The organism is Paraglaciecola polaris LMG 21857 (assembly GCF_000315055.1).
Classification (GTDB): Bacteria; Pseudomonadota; Gammaproteobacteria; order Enterobacterales; family Alteromonadaceae; genus Paraglaciecola; species Paraglaciecola polaris.
On the sequence record NZ_BAER01000047.1, the window covers coordinates 23,787 to 43,091 of the forward strand.

The following is a 19,305-nucleotide window of genomic DNA, read 5'->3' on the forward strand; positions in this document are numbered from 1 at the left end:
TAGCTCACTGTTATTGGGCTATCAGTCTACTTTCCATTCAAGGTTTTCCAGTGGATATCCGCCAAACCATTTAGGAGCGCTCATCACAAAGCACGTTTCTAGCCGTTCGATGTTTAAGTCCTGAGCGAGGATCTGATCGCACAAATACGAATGCCAGAAGATTAGGCAAAATAAGACCTATTAGGTCTATGTTTGCCTATGAAATGGATGGTTGAGATGACAGAGCAGCAACTCACATTAGGCTCTGGGTAATCCAGCTTAATGATAAGCGGTAGATCAGCTAGGCTTCGCCAGAAAGCTGTGCGTTCGCCCTCTTTTATGCTCAAAAGCCTCAAGTCGTTTATCGTGCGAGCGATCTTTAAGTTGTACTCCTGAGGTTTTAAGACGACGTGCTTCTTTTAGCAAGTACAAAACTCGCTGAGCCGCGACGTCAAAGCCCAAACCTGCAGGTCGTATGTTAGAAATACAATTGCGTCGTGCGTCATTCAGGCCTATTTGGGGCTCCCAGGTAAAGTACACACCAAGACTATCAGGAGCGCTCAACCCTGGGCGTTCGCCAATTAACATTAAAACCGCTTTAGCATTTAAGTACTGACCAACTTCATCACCAATGGCGACTCTGCCCTGTTCCACAATGGTTAAAGGGGCCAATGAACACGGCTGGGATTGTTTTTTTAACAAGGGGATCAATTGGTCTAGTAAAGGCCGCACATTGCGCTGAACCGCGATAGATGAAAGCCCGTCCGCCACAACTATGGCTAAATCGTATTGAAGCTGCCTATCGCCTTCTTGTTGCGTAGTAAACTTCAATAGCACATTTCGCGAAATATCATTCAGTTTTCGACCTAAATCCGGGCGTTGTAAAAAAGTTGTTCTATCAAAAGCTTGACTATGTAAAGCCATAGGTTGGCACGGCAACGCTGGGGCAAACTCAGCTAATTGCTGTTGTAACTTCTCTATATTGAGTGGCAGTTTTACCGCGTCCCGTGCCCGCGCATGGGACAGCTGAAAATCAAGCATTTCAGAAGTGGGTAAGCTCACCCCTGCACGACCTAAGCCGATACGTGCATCTGTGTAACGGCGTAATGCGCGCCATGGATTATTGACTATGTTTTCGCTCGTTAAATGGGCTTGATGATCAACCGCCCCCTTTAGATTTTTAGGCCTCTCGACGTGTTTTTTCATTATAAAATTCCCCCTATTGCATGTAACGCACGGGCAAATACGTCAGGTACGTTACTTGATAGCAGGTGTTGTCCGTCACTTTTCATGATTTGCATTTTGTCTAACCATTGTTCAAATTCTGGTGCTGGGCGGGCGCCTAAAACACGACGAAGATACAACGCATCGTGAAATGACGTCGTTTGATAATTGAGCATAATGTCATCTGAACCCGGGATCCCCATGATAAATGAACAGCCAGCTACGCCGAGTAAGGTGAGAAGATTGTCCATGTCATTTTGGTCTGCCTCAGCATGATTGGTGTAACACACGTCGCAGCCCATGGGCAGACCAAGCAGCTTGCCACAGAAGTGATCTTCTAATCCGGCACGTGTGATCTGCTTACCATCGAACAGATATTCAGGCCCAATAAAACCAACCACAGTATTAACAATTAATGGATTAAACTTACGTGCCACCCCATAGGCCCGAGCTTCGCAAGTTTGTTGGTCTAATCCGTGATGCGCATTGGCTGATAGCGCACTACCTTGGCCCGTTTCGAAATACATAACATTGCTGCCTACTGTGCCTCGATTGAGGCTCAGCGCAGCGCTTTGTGCTTCGGCTAACGTCGCTAAATTAAAGCCAAAACTGGCATTAGTTGCTTGGGTGCCACCAATCGATTGAAAGACCAGATCCACAGGCGCACCAGCTTCGATACACTCGATCGTATTGGTCACATGGGTCAGCACACAACTTTGCGTAGGTATTTGATACTGACTAATCACATCATCCATTAAATGCAGCAGATTAATGGCTTGCGCGACATTATCCGTTGCGGGGTTAATGCCGATCACTGCATCACCATTACCGTATAACAAACCATCCAACAAACTGGCGGCAATCCCATTGATGTCATCGGTGGGGTGATTGGGTTGTAACCGTGTTGATAAATGACCCGTTAAGCCGATTGTGCTGCGAAATCCAGTGGTGACATGACATTTTTTAGCCACTAAAATCAGGTCTTGATTACGCATAATCTTACTCACCGCAGCCGCCATTTCTGGGGTTATACCGCCGCTAACGCTGGCCAGTACATCACTGGTTACATGGTCGCTCAACAACCAGTTACGAAAATCTCCCACAGTTAAATGCCCAATAGTGGCAAACGCCTGCTTGTTATGTTCGTCCATGATCAAACGGGTAATTTCATCGTCTTCATAAGGCACCAAGGCTTCATTCAGGAAATCAGTGAGTGGCACCTCGGCAAGTGTTAACTGCGCTATCGCTCGTGCCTGTTCAGACTCAGCTATAACGCCAGCTAGACAATCTCCTGAGCGCAATGGTGTTGCTTTGGCCATGAGCTGTGCCAAATTTTTGAAAAGATATGTTTGACTGCCGACTTGATGGCGATAACGTTGACCCATTCATACATCCATAACAAGGTTGCTCACTGCCAGCCGTTTAATCCAGTGCATAGTTGACGGCCAGATAATGAGATTAGGCAATTTTCAGACCTCTTAATTATTGTTCAATACGCTAAAATTTCTAGTTTGCGAAAAACATACCGCTTCACTTCATTCGCCAGCAAACTTTAAAATTCAAATTAAAATCAGATGGTTACCATAAATATAAAAATGAAAGGTGCTTTAGAATGTAAAGTGCCAAGCGATGTTTTAACGTCGCCAGCACCATTTTAGTCACGATGCACCGTTGCAAGGCGCAAAAAAATTCCCAATAAAAAAGCCCAAGCTAATGAGCTTGGGCTTTTCAGTGCTTCGACGCTTGTCCTAAATGCCAGCGTTAGAAACTTTGCATATCAATTACAAATCGGTAGCGAACGTCATTGTTCTTCATGCGTTCGAACGCTTGGTTAATGTCCTGCATATCGATCTTTTCAATTTCAGATACCACATTATGCTCGCCACAAAAATCAAGCATCTCTTGGGTTTCTTTGATGCCGCCGATTAACGACCCCGCTAAGGCTTTGCGACCACCTATCATATACGCGCCGTTCACGGCTTTAAGCGGTTCAATTGCGCCGACAAAACACATGGTGCTGTTGTATTTAAGTAAGGCTAAATATGGATTTACATCATGACCAACGGGAATGGTATTAAGTAGGAAGTCGAACTTACCACGCCATTTTTTCATGCTATCTTTGTCTTTAGTCACCAGCACATCATGCGCTCCGAGTTTTTTAGCATCAGCGGCTTTTTCCTCGGATGTAGTGATCATCACGACATGCGCACCCATGGCAGCAGCGAATTTAATGCCCATATGCCCTAAACCACCCAAGCCTATGACCCCCACCGTCATACCTTTTTTCACCCCATACTGATGCAAAGGTGAATAGGTGGTGATCCCCGCACACAGAAGTGGTGCGGCAGCGGCTTTGTCTAAGTTCTCTGGTACTTTGAGCACAAAGTTGTCGCTTACCACAATGCGTTTAGAGTATCCGCCTTGGGTGATTTCTTCTTCGTCTCCCGTGCCATCGTCAAGCTTACTATTGTACGTCATGGTTGCACCGTTCAAGCAGTGCTGTTCCAGGTGTTCCTCACATGCAGCGCAGGTCTGGCAAGAATCAACCATGCAGCCCACACCGACGGTGTCGCCCACTTTGAAGTTGCTTACCTTGTCTCCCACTGCACTGACCTCACCAATAATTTCATGACCCGGCACCAATGGATAATTTGAGTTGCCCCAGTCGTTTTTCACCGCGTGCAAGTCACTGTGACACACGCCGCAAAACTGAATATCAATCTGCACGTCATGCGCCCCCGGCGCTCGGCGTTTAATGTCATGGGGCTCCATATGGCCATCGTCTGATTTTGCTGCATAAGCTGAAATCGCTTTCATAGTACCTCTCTTAATTTTGTCACTGAATATTTAACCTTAGGTAACGAAACCGCCAGGGTCGTGATTGCTAGGTTATTAACGATAGCAGCCAGATCCACGCAGCGTTCTAGCCGTTAAGGTTAAGAATGTGTTGTTGCGCTGCTAACACCTGCGTTTACTCAAGAGCGCTACCATTGTTCACCAATGTTGGATAGTCCACATACCCTTTAGCGCCGCCACCATAGAAGGTGTCTTCATCGGGTGTGTTATATGGACCGTTTTGGGCGACTCGAGTGGGTAAGTCTGGATTAGCTAAGAATGAACGACCAAATGACACAGCATCGGTATCTCCTCGTTCAATCCATGTATTTGCCTCGTCGGGCGAGAACTCGCCGTTTGCAATAAACACGCCCGTAAAGGCATGCCGCATTTTTGTTAGTAGCGTATTACCTTGCTCGACACCCGAGCCGTCTCCAGTGTGATTATTTGGTCTTACAACGTGCAAATACGCCACGCCTTTATCGGACAACGCCTTGGCTGCTGCCACATACGTAGTATCGGGGTCATCGTCGTAGCTGCCACCAGGCCCACCTGTGGGTGATAAACGCACACCAATGTTACCCAATGGGATCTCTTTGCTAATCACGTCGATTATTTCATTCATCAAGCGCAACCTGTTTTCCACTGCACCACCGTATTGATCCTCGCGCTTATTTACCGACGAGCGAATAAACTGATCGAGTAAATATCCGTTGGCCGCGTGCAGTTCAACGCCGTCAAAGCCTGCTTCTTTGGCACACTTTGCCGCATGGCTATAATCTTTTTTAAGATTTTCGATATCATCTAATGTCATTGCCCGTGCTTTTGGATGTGGCACCGTTGGCCCATCAGGCAATAAATCACCGACAAACGCTTCGCCTTCTGGCTGAAAGTCACTGGAAGAAACAGGTAGCCCACCGTGAGGCTGAAACACTTGGTGGGAAATTGCCCCAACATGCCATAGCTGGCAGAAAATACGCCCGCCAGCATTATGCACCGCATCAGTCACTGTGCGCCAATGTGCCACCTGCTCATCGCTAAATATGCCTGGGGTCCACGCATACCCCTGGCCCTGAGGACTGATTTGCGTTGCCTCAGACACGATAAGTCCTGCGCTCGCGCGCTGGGCATAATAAAGTGCGTGCAAGGGAGTTTGTTCGTTTTCCCCAGCTGTAGAGCGCGAGCGCGTTAAAGGTGCCATAACTAAACGATTGCTTAGTTTGATATTGCCCAAAGCTAACTCGCCCAATAATGCTGGATGCGACTCTGCTGATGATGAATGTACGTTATTCATGGAATTTGCCAATTTAGCTGCCCTCTTTCGATAATGTCTTATGCCTGAAGCAACCCCTGCAAATGCAAGGATCTGAGCCGAATATAAAACTAAATGAAATGAATGTACCAAGGACTAAGCAAGGGCTATTCCAAACCCATGTACGATAGTAGAACATCTTTGTTAGGCCCCCATACAAAAGGCCTACAAACGAATAATTAAAAATACACCGTAAGAATGCCTAGCACGTAAATAGCGCTAAGCTTATTTACTCAGGTAAATATTGCGAGCCATCAGCAGTTATTTCAATTGCTGAGTATTGCCAAAATCTGCGCGCGCTTATGTGGTGGTAACAAGCCGTTTATGCATAATCTGCAATTGAAAGCCGAGCCACAGAATAACCAATAACATCAACCATGAACCAATTACCACGCCTGTCCACTGGGCCTGTTGCCAAAAAATGCTCAAGTAAATCCCCCCGGTACTGGCGCCCACGTAATAGAAGGTCAGGTACAAAGACGAGGCGCTGGCTTTTCCTCCTTGGGCATTTAGGCTTACCCAACTGCTGGCCGTTGAATGGGTTAAGAAAAAACCAAAGGCGTTTATCAGCAAGCCCAAAATAATGGCGTATAAAGACGGGATCAAGGTAACACCGGAGCCAAGCATAATAATCACAGTGCCCGCCATCATGCAGTTAGGCTGCGAAAATCGCTTGCCTAACTTACCCGAAATAGCAGATGCATAGGTACCTGACAAATAAGTCAAAAAGAGCAAACCTATATACTGTGCCGATAGGCTATAAGGGTTATCTTTAAGTACAAAGGTGATGTAGCTGTATTGATTAACAAAAATAAAGAAACTCAAACCACCAATCAGGTAACTCAACAAGAGGCGCTTATTGGCTAAGTGCGCCCATAATTGTCTCAACATGGGTTTTGCACGTAAAGGTTTCGCAGCAAAATGTTGCGATTTAGGCAATAACCAAGCAAAGGCCAAGGTTAGCAGTAAACTTAATAGCGCCATACAGGCGAATGTGCCCGTCAAGCCTAGGTTTTCTCCCAGAAAACCGCCAAGTAACCGCCCACCAATGCCGCCAAGAGAGTTGCCACTGATGTATATTCCCACCGCTATCATCAAGGCATCGGCGTTAAATTCATCACTCATATACGCCACAGCGATAGCAGGCAATCCGGCTAAGAAGAACCCCTGTAATGCGCGTAGTAACAATAAACTTTGATAGCTGCTAGCCAGTGCCAAACTCGCGGTGGTCAGGGTGATCCCCACCATTGTCAGTAACATAATGCCTTTGCGTCCTATGGCATCAGATAATGGCCCGTAAAAGAGCAATGAAATGCCCAGCGTAAGGGTCGAAATGGTAAAGCTCACACTGGAGTGCAAAGGTGATACCGCAAACTGCTCGCTGATCATTGGCAACAGCGGTTGGGTCACGTATAAATTGGCAAACACCATAAACGAGCCCAAACACAGGGCCAGCGTCGCGTGCCAAAACGGCGCAGTGTGGGGCGTGATCATCCCTGATTGCGAGTTCAACATGGAAATTATTTAACCTGAAAAATAACGTGCGCTCGCACATGAGCAAGAATAAAAAAGCGACCATAACAAAAGCTTAGGTCGCCTAACAATACATTAGCGCAATGGTTTAACCACGGTCGTGTGGTGTGAACTAAAAGCTGTCTGTTGGTATGCGTACCCAGCCTTCCATTAACACCCGGGCACTGCGACTCATTGACGCCTTAATCACAGACCATTGCCCGTCAACCTGCTCTGCTGCGGCACCAACACGCAAGGTACCAGATGGGTGACCAAAACGGACGTCGGTGCGGTTGCCTCCCCCGGCAGCGCTATTAACTAACGTACCGGGAATAGCCGCAGCGGTACCAATAGCAACGGCGGCGGTACCCATCATGGCATGGTGCAGTTTGCCCATGGACATAGCACGTACCAAAACGTCAATGTCTTCAAGCTCAATGGCTTTACCACTGGATGAAACATAGGGCTTTGCTGGTGCGACAAAAGCCACTTTAGGCGTATGTTGGCGTGAAGCGGCTTCGCTTATATCCTTAATCAACCCCATCTGCACCGCACCTTGGGCACGAATGGTTTCGAACTTAGTTAGCGCCGTTGGGTCGCCGTTAATAACCTCTTGTAACTCAGTGCCCGTATAACCAATATCTGCCGCATTAACAAAGATAGTCGGAATACCTGCGTTAATCAGTGTCGCTTGCAAGTTGCTTAAACCAAGCGCTGCCAGCTCTGGTGAATTGAGATCATCCACAATATTCCCCGTGGGAAACATACCACTTGGGCTATCGCCTGCATCATCACCGTCATCGGCAGGTTGCATGAATTCAATCAATACCTCGGCAGCGGGGAACGTCACACCATCAAGTTCGAAGTCACCGGTTTCTTGTACTTCGCCCTCGGTAATGGGGACATGAGCAATGATGGTTTTTTTGATATTTTGTTGCCAAATCCGCACCTCGGCAATGCCGTTTTGCGGAATACGGCTAGCACTGACGAGTCCATTGCTAATGGCAAATGAGCCCACAGCAGCGGTTAAATTTCCGCAGTTACCGCTCCAGTCGACAAAGGCTTTATCAATGGCCACTTGGCCAAACAGGTAATTCACATCGTGATCAACTTGGTCGCTTTTCGACAAAATCACGGTTTTGCTGGTGCTTGATGTTGCCCCGCCCATACCGTCGGTTTGTTTACCGTAGGGATCAGGGCTGCCAATAACCCGCAACAATAATTTGTCTCGCGCCGGGCCTGGCTTCTGTGCAGAAACTGGCAAGTCAGCAAGGGCAAAAAACACCCCCTTGCTGGTGCCGCCACGCATATATGTGGCGGGTATTCTAATTTGCGGCTGATGCCCTTGTGAATGAATAGCCATGCGCTTACCCTACCGTTGCTTCAAGGAAGTCTTGGGCAAAGCGCTGTAATACCCCGCCCGCCTCATAAATTGACGACTCTTCTTGGGTGTCAATGCGGCACTTGACCGGCACGCTTATTTGCTCACCATTTTTACGGGTAATATTTACCGTCATTGTTGCCCCAGGTGAACGCTCGCCCAGTACATCGTAGGTTTCACTGCCATCAATGTGATAAGTGTGGCGATTTTCGCCGGGCATAAATTCTAAGGGCAATACACCCATACCAATTAAGTTTGTGCGGTGAATACGCTCAAAACCTTCGGCGACTATCACTTCAACACCCGCAAGTCGCACCCCTTTGGCGGCCCAATCACGTGATGAGCCCTGACCATAATCAGCACCGGCAATAATAATCAGCGGCTGTTTACGCTCCATATAGGTTTCGATGGCTTCCCACATGCGCATTTCAGTGCCTTCTGGCTCTAAGCGCGTCAACGAGCCTTGCTTGACTTTATTTTGCCCGTCACTGCCCACTTCATGCACCATTTCATTGAACAGCTTAGGGTTGGCAAAGGTGGCACGTTGGGCCGTTAAATGATCGCCCCTGTGGGTAGCGTATGAGTTGAAATCTTCTTCTGGCAAACCCATTTTGTGCAAGTAAGATCCAGCTGCGCTATCAAGCTGAATCGCGTTTGATGGGGATAAATGATCGGTCGTGATGTTGTCACCCAGCACCGCTAATGGGCGCAGACCTTTCATGCTGCGCTCACCCGCTAATGCGCCTTCCCAGTATGGCGGACGACGAATATAGGTACTTTGCGGGCGCCAATCGTATTGCGGATTAATATGCTCGCCGTATTCCACTTTTAAATCGAACATGGGCTCGTACACTTTACGGAACTGCTCAGGTTTAACACTGGCTTTAACCACAGCATCGATTTCTTCATCTGCGGGCCAAATGTCTTTCAAGGTCACTGGGTTGCCGTTTGCATCTAGACCTAATATGTCACGCTCAATATCAAAACGAATGGTGCCGGCGATAGCATACGCCACCACTAATGGCGGTGAAGCCAAAAACGCTTGATTCGCATGGGGGTGAATACGCCCATCAAAGTTACGGTTACCTGACAAAACTGCCGTGGTGTATAAATCTCGATCAGTAATTTCTTTTTGGATCACGGGGTCAAGTGCCCCACTCATGCCGTTGCATGAGGTACATGCGAAGGCCACCACGCCAAAGCCAAGCTGTTCTAGCTCAGGCAATAAATTGGCGTCTTCTAAATACAATTGCACCGCTTTTGAGCCCGGCGCTAATGAACTTTTCACCCAAGGTTTGCGGGTTAAACCAAGTTTGTTGGCATTGCGAGCAATCAAACCAGCCGCCACCATGTTGCGTGGGTTACTGGTATTGGTACAACTGGTGATAGCCGCGATGATCACGGCACCGTCGGGCATTTTGCCTTCTTCATTTTCTACCACACCACTGATACCACGTGCAGCTAATTCACTGGTTGGCACTCGGCTATGTGGGTTTGACGGCCCAGCAATGTTGCGCCCAATAGTGGATAAATCAAAATTCAGTACGCGCTCATACTCGGCTGTTTCAAGGCTATCCGCCCACAAGCCTGTGTGTTTGGCATAGGTTTCTACCAATTTAACTTGCTCATCGTCACGGCCGGTAAGGGTCAAATAATCGATGGTTTGACGGTCGATGTAGAACATGGCCGCAGTGGCGCCGTACTCTGGGGTCATGTTCGAAATAGTTGCCCTGTCGCCCAAGGTCAGGTGCTTAGTACCTTCACCGTAAAACTCTAAATACGACGACACGACTTTTTCTTTACGTAAAAACTCGGTCAGTGCCAACACCACATCCGTGGCGGTGATCCCAGGTTGCGGACGGCCCGTGAGTTCTACACCAATAATATCCGGTAAGCGCATATACGAAGCCCGGCCCAACATCACGCTTTCAGCTTCTAAACCGCCCACACCAATCGACATCACGCCTAACGCATCAACCATAGGCGTGTGGCTGTCGGTGCCCACCAACGTATCAGGGAAGGCAACACCATTTAGCTTTTGTACCACGGGCGACATACGCTCAAGGTTAATTTGATGCAAAATGCCGTTACCTGATGGGATCACATCGACGTTTTTAAACGAAGTTTTGGTCCACTGAATAAAATGGAATCTGTCTTCGTTACGTCTGTCTTCGATGGCACGGTTTTTCTCAAAGGCATCTTTGTCAAAGCCACCATGTTCCACCGCTAATGAGTGATCAACTACCAATTGTGTAGGCACAACAGGGTTAACTTTTGACGGGTCGCCGCCTTTTTCAGCAATGGCGTCACGCAAACCGGCTAAATCGACCAGTGCCGTTTGCCCTAATATATCGTGACACACCACACGCGCCGGAAACCACGGAAAGTCTAAATCGCGTTTGCGCTCAATAAGCTGCTTCAACGAGTCGGTTAATAGCTCAGGGGCACAGCGCCTCACTAGGTTTTCAGCCAATACTCGAGAGGTATAAGGCAAGGTGGCATAAGCGCCAGGCGTGATGGCATCAACAGCAGCTTGGGTATCAAAATAATCGAGATTGCTGCCCGGAAGAGGTTTACGGTAATCAGTATTCATAGCGGTCCTTAAATACGAAAATAACAACGCGCCAGTCATAACCTGTTTGAAGTGCGTGAAAGCAGATACTGGCGAAAAAGTTAAGCGAACACGGTAGAGGCACTTACGTGTGTAGTTGCCTCTACCGGTTTGAGCTTAGCGCTGGTTAATAGGTGACACTTTGCGTGGCTCAGGCCCAACATAATCGGCACTAGGGCGAATAATACGGTTGTTGCTACGTTGTTCCATTACATGTGCTGCCCAGCCAGTTAAGCGTGAACAGACAAAAATAGGCGTGAACAATTTAGTCGGGATCCCCATAAAGTGATACGCAGACGCATGGAAGAAATCCGCATTACAGAACAGCTTTTTGCTGTCCCACATGAATTCTTCACAGGCAACCGAGATGTCATATAAAGACGTGTCGCCGTTTTCTTGCGCCAGCTTTTCAGACCACGCTTTGATGATCGCGTTACGCGGGTCAGACTCGCTATAAATTGCATGACCAAAGCCCATGATTTTTTCTTTACGCTCAAGCATGCCGGCCATTTGTACTTTGGCGTCAGCAGGAGAGCTGAACTTTTGGATCATGTCCATAGCGGCTTCGTTTGCCCCGCCGTGCAGTGGTCCGCGCAATGAACCAATGGCGCCCGTGACACAAGAGAACATGTCAGACAGGGTTGATGCACACACACGTGCGGTAAAAGTAGAGGCGTTAAATTCATGCTCTGCGTATAAAATCAGTGATACGTCCATCACCTTACGATGCTGTTCAGACGGTGTTTTACCGTGCAGTAAGGCCAAGAAATGCCCACCGAGTGAATCTTCATCTGTGGTGCAATCAATTTCGACACCTTCATGGGTGAAGCGATACCAGTAACACATGATCGCCGGAAACGCCGCCAGCAAGCGATTAGCCGCTTGGTTCTGGTGTGAAAAGTCTGTTTCTGGCTCAATGTTACCCAAGAATGAGCAACCCGTGCGCATCACATCCATTGGGTGTGCATCTTTTGGAATAAGCTTTAATACGTCTTTAAGCCCATCAGGCAAGTCGCGCTGATTGCGCAACATCACTTTATATTCGTCTAATTGCCCTTGATTAGGTAACTCACCGTTAAACAATAAATACGCCACTTCTTCAAAGGTAGTATTGTCGGCTAAATCAGATACGTCGTACCCGCGATAGGTCAGGCCAGAGCCTGATTTACCCACAGTACACAAGGCCGTTTCGCCTGCACTTTGACCGCGTAAACCTGCACCACTTAATTTTTTATCAACCATGACTTGCTCCTAATTTATATTCATCTACATCGGTAATAATCGTGTCGCTGACGCATTATTACCAGCTGTTATTTGTTTTTACCTTGGGCAAATAAACTGTCTAGTTTTTGCTCGTAATCGTGATAATTAAGGTAATCGTAAAGCTCCATGCGAGTTTGCATTTGATCCACCACAGAGGTTTGGTCACCTTGCACTAAAATTGCGCTGTATACATTTTCAGCGGCTTTATTCATGGCACGAAATGCACTTAATGGGTAAAGCACCATGGCTGCGCCCCACTCGCCTAACACTTTTTTATTCCATAGTTCAGTTTGGCCGAACTCAGTGATATTAGCCAAAATAGGCACATCTAAGGCCTCTGCAAACGCGCGGTAGTGCGCTTCGGTTTTTATCGCCTCAGCGAAAATGCCATCAGCACCCGCTGCTACATAAGCTTTGGCCCGAGTAATAGCTGACTCTAAACCTTCTTGGGCGAAGGAATCGGTACGTGCCATGATAAAGAAGTCCGAGTCCGTGCGTGCATCAACCGCCGCTTTAATCCGGTCGACCATTTCTTCTAGGGGTACAATTTCTTTATTCGGACGATGACCACAACGCTTTTGCGCCACTTGGTCTTCCATGTGCACAGCGGCTGCGCCAGCTTTTTCCATATCACGCACTGTCTTAGCAATATTAAATGCTCCGCCCCAACCTGTGTCGATATCCACTAAAAGCGGTAAATCACAAGCCGAGGTAATACGCTGCACGTCCACAATCACATCATTCAATGACGTCATACCTAAATCAGGTAAACCGTAGGAAGCATTAGCTACACCGCCACCAGATAAATAAATGGCTTGATGGCCAATTTTCTTCGCCATCATGGCGGAATACGCGTTAATCGCCCCGACGATTTGCAGCGGTTTGTTATCTTTTAAGGCTTGGCGAAATTTTTGACCTGGGCTCATGTAACTTACTCCTTAGGGTAGTTATTTTTCGGCGAGGTGGAAATTGACCCCGTCGCAACAATTAAAGGGTTATTTGATGACAGCACAATGACGGCAAAGCTAGGCTTCCCGCTGTGGCGTTAATTTGCGCTGAATGTTGTTTTTCGAATATAAAATATGCCGACGCATAAGCATTTCTGCTAACTCGCCATCGCGATTACAAATGGCTTGCACTATATGTTTATGTTCATCAAAAGCGGTACTCACTCGTGGACCTGACATGCCTAATTGCACACGATACATGCGCACTAAGTGGTAAATACCATTGATCAACATAGCAATTAAATGATTGTTTTTGCTGCCCAAAATAATCCGGTAGTGAAAGTCCACGTCCCCTGCTTCTTGGTAATAAGAGCCATGGTTTTTCACGTCTTCTGAGTGCACATTCAGCAAAGCATTTAAGTCTGCGATTTCTGCATCGGTCATGTTCTGGGCCGCTAAGCGTGCGGCCATGCCTTCAAGCGACTCACGCACTTGATACAAGTCCACCAGCCCTTCAGGGGAAAGTGACACCACACGTGCACCTACATTGGCTTTACGCTCAACAATATGACAAGACTCCAAGCGGTTTATCGCTTCACGGATTACTGCCCGGCTAACACCATACTTTGTCGACAATTCAGTTTCGCTAAGCTTAGAACCAGCCAACACCACACCTTCCACTATGTCTTTACGCAACTGGAAAAACGTCTTGTCCGCGGCGGTAATAGGCTGTTCGGTTAGGTTTTGCATGAATTAAGCATCAATTCCACTGGTAATTATTGCAGCTGACCCCGATAGTTAAATTAGGCCAGTCTGCAAAAGATGTCGACAATATAGCAAATTAATTGGTTTTTTCAAGAGATAATGTGGGGGATTGTCGACAATTGGTTGTTTTTGACCTTGCGGTCGGATTTGCGCTGCGCTTACTTATGGCCTACGGCCACCTATGCACTGCGTGCACGTTTATTCGCTGCGTTCACTTTATGGCCTGCGGCCACTATGCGCTACGCTTATCGTCATCCATGACGAGTATGACTCTCGTCCCTACGAGCCAGTAACTTCTTTTATAAAGTGCATCCATGCACTTTACCTACAGGCCAGCTAAAACTGTTCCATATTTATCCCGTAAATATTGGTCAACAGCCAAAAGAAGTCACCAAGACAAAAGGGTCGGGAACCATTTTGAACATCCGAAGGATGACCCGAAGGGCAAAGTACAGGATGTACTTTGTAAAGGCCGCTCTCCAGCAACACTCTATTCTCGGCAACGGCTCCCTGCGTTGCTCTACCTTCCAATATCCATGTTGGTCGCCTGCGCGTCTCGACTAACACAGGTCGTGAAAACTCAAATTGGTTATTATTTTCTCCTCGATTTGAAACACATCCCTGATGATCGGCCCCCAGTCTCGCCATCCATAGCGAGCCGCACAACTGGGCGCTACTGCGTAGCTAAAGAATCCAGTTTCACCCATGCAATCGACCCAGTGTTAGCCTTCGTTGCTCGGGGAGTCTTGAGTCGAGAGAAAAGCAAAGCAGCGACTGCGCCGCCAAAAGGAAAAAGTAGGGTCAGAGTAAACTTTTCAGTATGTTTACATGTCTGCCTCACAGAGTTTTTGAATGTACAGTTTTTGGCCCGGCATCATTGGTGATTCCCCTATTCCGGCAGATCTTGAAATATTCCTTATCACTATAACGACAAAGAATGAAACCAGAAAAATTTTAACCTGTACAACGAGTTAGTGTGTATGTTAATAAAGACAAGTGGGGGGGTCTCCGAATAATAATATTGTTAATAAGCAAGGAGCATTACATGAAGTTTCGTATAATCACCATAGTATCGTTAGTTATTTTATCACTTTCCGGCTGTGCAACATCTTCCTACTCTGTAGGTAAAAATTTTTCTAGCGAAAATGTACCTCAAATAATTAAGGGTAAAACTACAACTGAAGAAATGGTCAATTTATTTGGTGAACCCTATTCTAAGACTGTAATCTCAGCGACTGACGAAAAATGGATATATATGCACTCGGAAGGCACTGCTAAAGCGCAGAGTTATATTGTTACAATGGATGTTAAAACTACTGGTACTCAAAAAATGCTAGATGTATTAATTACTGATGGCGTTGTTTCAAACTATACATTTACCGAAGGGCAAAATCCTTACACTATGCAAGTAAACTAGTTTACATATAGAAAATTACTTAAAAAGAAAAATTACAATTGGTTCACGCATTATAGCCAAACCATCACTTTCCTATTAGCAATAGCGTTAACTTATGAAATCATCGAATCAACGGGGTCACCCATAAGTCAGCCGTTGTCAATAGTCCGATAAAGTCCGGATCGCTTTTCAGCAAACATTAGCGTTTGTCTACTCTGTAGCATGTCCGGGTTTTCATTCGCTAATATGTTTTTCTATTGGTTGTGCTGGATTATTTATCCGCAACAGTCACCCATCTGGCTCTAGTCCTTGGTCATTTAAGGCCAATTCCCACGCACATTGTGCGCCACAAAAACGTCAGTTCCCCATATTATCCAATATGATAAACGCACAGAGGTAGTGGCTAGGCTTTCGCCTTCCAGATTAATATTGCGAAGGAATTTGCGCTGTTAGAATCAACGCACCTCTTTACATTACTCCCTGATATTGAACTTATGCTCTGCCAATCAGCATAAATTTGATTGGCGTAAAAACTTCGGACTAACACGAAGAACAACAAGGCATTGAGTCGATTTTTTCTAAATACTCAGTGCCTTGGCTTTTTCTAGGCTCTATTCTGTTGCGCGTTAGGCACTTACACTCTTACCCTTTGCACTCAAAAACTTTCACGCGCTTACAAGAAAGACAACAAGTCTTCGTCTAGTTGCATTAGTGTTTTTGGGTCTGCCATCATAGTTTTGGCTAATGATTTTGTTCTGGGTAGTAAACGCTCGAAATAAAACTCAGCCGTTTTGATTTTTGCCCGGTAGAAATCGCGGTTTTCTAAGTCTGTCGCGAGTTTTTCGTAGGCGGTTTGGGCCATTTGTGCCCAGAAATATCCCATCATAATATAGCCTGAGTACATAAGGTAATCCACTGAGGCTGAGCCGACTATGTCGCGATCTTTTTTGGCTCTTAGGGCTAAACGCATGGTGTATTGCTGCCAATTCGCCACATTCTTGCTTAACGCCCAAATAAATTTATTCATTTGTCGCTTGTGAGGATTTTTAGAAATCATGCTTTTGTCTTTGCAGAAAAGCAGCACTTCTTTACTAAATTTATTTAAAGCCTTACCTCGGGTAAGCAGTATTTTACGGCCTAATAAATCTAGAGCTTGAATGCCGGTGGTGCCTTCATACAAGGTGGCGATACGCACGTCACGCACAATTTGTTCCATGCCCCATTCTTTAATATAGCCATGGCCACCAAATACCTGCATGCCTTGACTGGCGCTTTCACAGCCTAATTCGGTTAAAAAGGCTTTTAGAATCGGGGTAATAAAGCCTAGTCGGTCATCAGCTTCTTTACGGGCTTCTTCGGTCTTGGCCATTTCTATTTCATCAACAATTTTTGCTGTGTAATAGACCATGGCGCGTCCACCTTCAGAGATGGCTTTTTGCGTCATTAGCATTTTGCGTACATCAGGGTGCACTATGATGGGATCGGCCACTTTATCTGGGAATTTCTTGCCGGTTAACGCACGCATAGATAAGCGGTCTTTGGCATATAACAATGAGTTTTGATAAGCCAATTCAGAGGCACAAACGCCTTGCAAGGCCGTGCCGACACGGGCGGTGTTCATAAACGTGAACATACATTCTAAGCCCTTGTTTTCAGGGCCGATTAATACACCTTTTGCGTTATCAAAATTTAGAACGGCAGTGGATGATGCTTTGATACCCATTTTATCTTCAATGGCACCGCAGGTGACCTTGTTGCTTTCGCCTAAGTTACCTTGTTGATCAACTTGCACTTTTGGCACAATGAACAGTGAAATACCGCGCGTACCTTCAGGTGCCCCAGGCAGTCGCGCTAATACGATATGAATAATATTTTCAGTTAAGTCGTGTTCACCTGCGGAAATGAATATTTTGGTGCCCATAATGTCATAGGTACCGTCGGCATTTGGTATGGCTTTGGTTTTGACTTGGCCTAAATCCGTACCACATTGGGGTTCGGTTAAACACATAGTGCCGGTCCATGTGCCTTCGGTTAAACGGGTAAGGTACAATTCTTTTTGCGCTTCAGTGCCATGGCTTTGAATCGTGTTCATCGCACCGTGGCTTAAGCCTGGATACATGGCCCATGACCAATTGGCTGTGCCCATCATTTCTTGTTTTGCCATCCCTAACGACGGAGGTAAGCCTTGCCCGCCATGTTCAACAGGGTGAGATAAACTTTGCCATCCCCCTTCTACATATTTGTTGTAAGCCGCCTTAAAGCCGGTCGGTGTCGTGACAACGCCATTATCAAATTTGCAGCCTTCTTTATCACCGCTTTGGTTTAACGGCAGTAATTCATTTTCACAAAATTTGGCACATTCTTGTAATATTGCATCGACTAAATCGGGCGTTGCTTCAGCGAATTCCGGGTATTTTTCATAATGTTTATAATATTTAAATACGTCTTCAATCAGAAACTTCATATCCATCACTGGCGCTTTGTACTGCAACATTGTAGAACTCCAAAAATTGTTTTTTTGATAGGCTTTGAGCCACTATAACAGAAAAAACAACTGGTCTAACCACTTAAATTAAAATACTTACTTCTCAGAGTAATGAGTAATTATAAATAATTACAATAATGACAAAGACGTCCATGCAAGATTTTTTGTGTTATCACTAACGTGAGAAGGGAATAACCAGTCTGAACAGTGCGTTACGGCTTGCACTAAACGTGACCCATATTGAACGGTGGATAAACTACGTTTTTAAAGATGATTACAAATGCCCTATAAAGTGAACTTTTTTGCGCGGCCTGTTAATTCCAATCACAAATTGGCTTGGGAAAGCATATTAATTGAATTTTCCTTGGGTGTTATCTGCACTGTCATGGCTGTTTATGGCTGGGATACGGGAATAGGATTAATGGCCTACCCCGCTGCCCTATTGGCCGCTTTATGTTTTGGGGTGGTTGCCTATTCCTTATTTGGCTTTTTTCGAGAAAAGATGCGAGCCAAAAAACAACAAAAATGATCATAAGAAAATAACGGTGACAGCCAGGTTCGCTGCCCGGTTAATTATGCACGGTTAAGAAGCTGATTTGTGCTCATATGTCAGACATAACCTTAAGTACAACTAACATCAGACTAGAACAGAAAAATAACTATCGCCTCAAAATAGGCGTTTCAACACTATAGGGAGCATATATGAATTAATTTTTTTTCAGTGACGGGAAAAATCGCCGTAGTAACAGGTGGCTCAAGCGGCATAGGTGCAATGATTGCGCGTGGTTTTGTTGAAAATGGTGTTAAAACCTATATTACTTCACGCAAACTTGAGCAGCTTGAGCAAACCGCTGCTGAACTATCCGGTTTAGGTGAGTGCATAGCCATTCAATCTGATTTATCGACCATGGCCGGGGTTGACGCTTTTGCAGATGAAATGCTTAAACGCGAGCCGAAAATCGACATACTGATCAATAATGCCGGTGCAGCCTGGGGTGCGCCGGTTGAAGAATTCCCCGAGTCTGGCTGGGATAAAGTAATGGATTTAAACGTGAAGTCTATTTTCTTTTTGAGCAAACGTTTGTTACCAGCATTGCGCTTGGCGGGCGACGCCGATGAGCCATCACGCATCGTAAATATTGCCTCCGTTAACGGGATCACCCATCCCCACATGAACAATTATTCTTATTCCGCTAGCAAGGCTGCTGTTATCCAAATGACACGGCACATGGCAGCAGACCTTCGCCCAAGTAATGTCAATATTAATGCGATTGCGCCTGGCTTTTTCCCTAGCAAGATGACAAAACACGCACTGGCACATGAACAAGAAATCGTGAAAGGTCTCCCTGCGCGAAAAATTGGCGAGTTGGCTGATGTGGCTGGCACCGCTATTTACCTTTGCTCCCGTGCGAGCAATTACGTCTGTGGTCACACTGTTGTGCTAGATGGTGGCCAAGTCGCCAATGCAGGTTAAGTCGAAATAAGAACGCTCCGTTCTAGAATAAATGAACGTTTGTAAGCCAGTATTTGTTGCTGGCTTTTTATTATCTGCGCTATGTGTTAACTGACCTTTTAACTCACTTTTTACCTGCCGT

14 protein-coding genes are annotated in these 19,305 nt (G+C 46.2%); 3 read left to right on the forward strand and 11 right to left on the reverse strand.

All coding sequences use genetic code 11. The features are described 5' to 3' along the window. Positions 1–276: 276 nt before the first annotated feature. The 10 genes from eutC to GPLA_RS10445 form a co-directional block, all read right to left on the reverse strand. Complete coding sequence (eutC, locus tag GPLA_RS10400) at positions 277–1,185, reverse strand: ethanolamine ammonia-lyase subunit EutC (protein WP_007104870.1); 909 nt, start codon at positions 1,183–1,185, stop codon at positions 277–279. After that, on the reverse strand, positions 1,185–2,588 hold the full coding sequence (locus GPLA_RS10405) for an ethanolamine ammonia-lyase subunit EutB (protein WP_007104871.1): 1,404 nt from the start codon (positions 2,586–2,588) through the stop codon (positions 1,185–1,187). The genes eutC and GPLA_RS10405 overlap by 1 nt, the downstream gene beginning before the upstream one ends. Positions 2,589–2,964: 376 nt before the next feature. Continuing rightward, positions 2,965–4,020 (reverse strand): NAD(P)-dependent alcohol dehydrogenase, encoded by a 1,056-nt coding sequence (locus GPLA_RS10410; RefSeq protein ID WP_007104872.1) that lies wholly within the window; start codon positions 4,018–4,020, stop codon positions 2,965–2,967. Between the two features lie 154 nt (positions 4,021–4,174). Then, complete coding sequence (locus tag GPLA_RS10415) at positions 4,175–5,332, reverse strand: alkene reductase (protein WP_007104873.1); 1,158 nt, start codon at positions 5,330–5,332, stop codon at positions 4,175–4,177. 318 nt (positions 5,333–5,650) lie between these two features. Further along, positions 5,651–6,844, reverse strand: coding sequence for an MFS transporter (locus GPLA_RS10420; protein WP_040514420.1), 1,194 nt, complete (start codon positions 6,842–6,844; stop codon positions 5,651–5,653). A 151-nt stretch (positions 6,845–6,995) separates the two neighbouring features. Next, the gene (prpF, locus tag GPLA_RS10425; protein ID WP_007104875.1) at positions 6,996–8,225 is read right to left on the reverse strand and encodes a 2-methylaconitate cis-trans isomerase PrpF; all 1,230 of its coding nucleotides are present in this window, start codon (positions 8,223–8,225) and stop codon (positions 6,996–6,998) included. A gap of 4 nt (positions 8,226–8,229) precedes the next feature. Beyond that, entirely contained in the window at positions 8,230–10,836 is a 2,607-nt protein-coding gene (acnD, locus tag GPLA_RS10430; protein WP_007104876.1) for a Fe/S-dependent 2-methylisocitrate dehydratase AcnD, read from the reverse strand. A 135-nt stretch (positions 10,837–10,971) separates the two neighbouring features. Continuing rightward, positions 10,972–12,096 carry a bifunctional 2-methylcitrate synthase/citrate synthase gene (prpC, locus tag GPLA_RS10435; protein WP_007104877.1) on the reverse strand — a complete coding sequence of 375 codons (1,125 nt, stop codon included), beginning with the start codon at positions 12,094–12,096 and terminating at the stop codon, positions 10,972–10,974. A gap of 68 nt (positions 12,097–12,164) precedes the next feature. After that, on the reverse strand, positions 12,165–13,043 hold the full coding sequence (prpB, locus tag GPLA_RS10440; RefSeq protein WP_007104878.1) for a methylisocitrate lyase: 879 nt from the start codon (positions 13,041–13,043) through the stop codon (positions 12,165–12,167). A 99-nt stretch (positions 13,044–13,142) separates the two neighbouring features. Continuing rightward, on the reverse strand, positions 13,143–13,814 hold the full coding sequence (locus GPLA_RS10445; protein ID WP_007104879.1) for a GntR family transcriptional regulator: 672 nt from the start codon (positions 13,812–13,814) through the stop codon (positions 13,143–13,145). Positions 13,815–14,874: 1,060 nt separating this feature from the next. Here GPLA_RS10445 and GPLA_RS10455 point away from each other — a divergent pair. Then, on the forward strand, positions 14,875–15,246 hold the full coding sequence (locus tag GPLA_RS10455) for a hypothetical protein (protein ID WP_007104881.1): 372 nt from the start codon (positions 14,875–14,877) through the stop codon (positions 15,244–15,246). 652 nt (positions 15,247–15,898) lie between these two features. Here the strand turns inward: GPLA_RS10455 and GPLA_RS10460 are convergent. After that, complete coding sequence (locus GPLA_RS10460; protein ID WP_007104882.1) at positions 15,899–17,719, reverse strand: acyl-CoA dehydrogenase C-terminal domain-containing protein; 1,821 nt, start codon at positions 17,717–17,719, stop codon at positions 15,899–15,901. Positions 17,720–17,990: 271 nt separating this feature from the next. Here GPLA_RS10460 and GPLA_RS10465 point away from each other — a divergent pair, with 271 nt between their 5' ends. Together GPLA_RS10465 and GPLA_RS10470 are read left to right on the forward strand one after the other, a co-directional pair. Continuing rightward, the gene (locus GPLA_RS10465) at positions 17,991–18,239 is read left to right on the forward strand and encodes a hypothetical protein (protein ID WP_007104883.1); all 249 of its coding nucleotides are present in this window, start codon (positions 17,991–17,993) and stop codon (positions 18,237–18,239) included. A gap of 192 nt (positions 18,240–18,431) precedes the next feature. Then, entirely contained in the window at positions 18,432–19,184 is a 753-nt protein-coding gene (locus tag GPLA_RS10470) for an SDR family NAD(P)-dependent oxidoreductase (protein ID WP_007104884.1), read from the forward strand. The last annotated feature ends 121 nt before the right edge of the window (positions 19,185–19,305 follow it).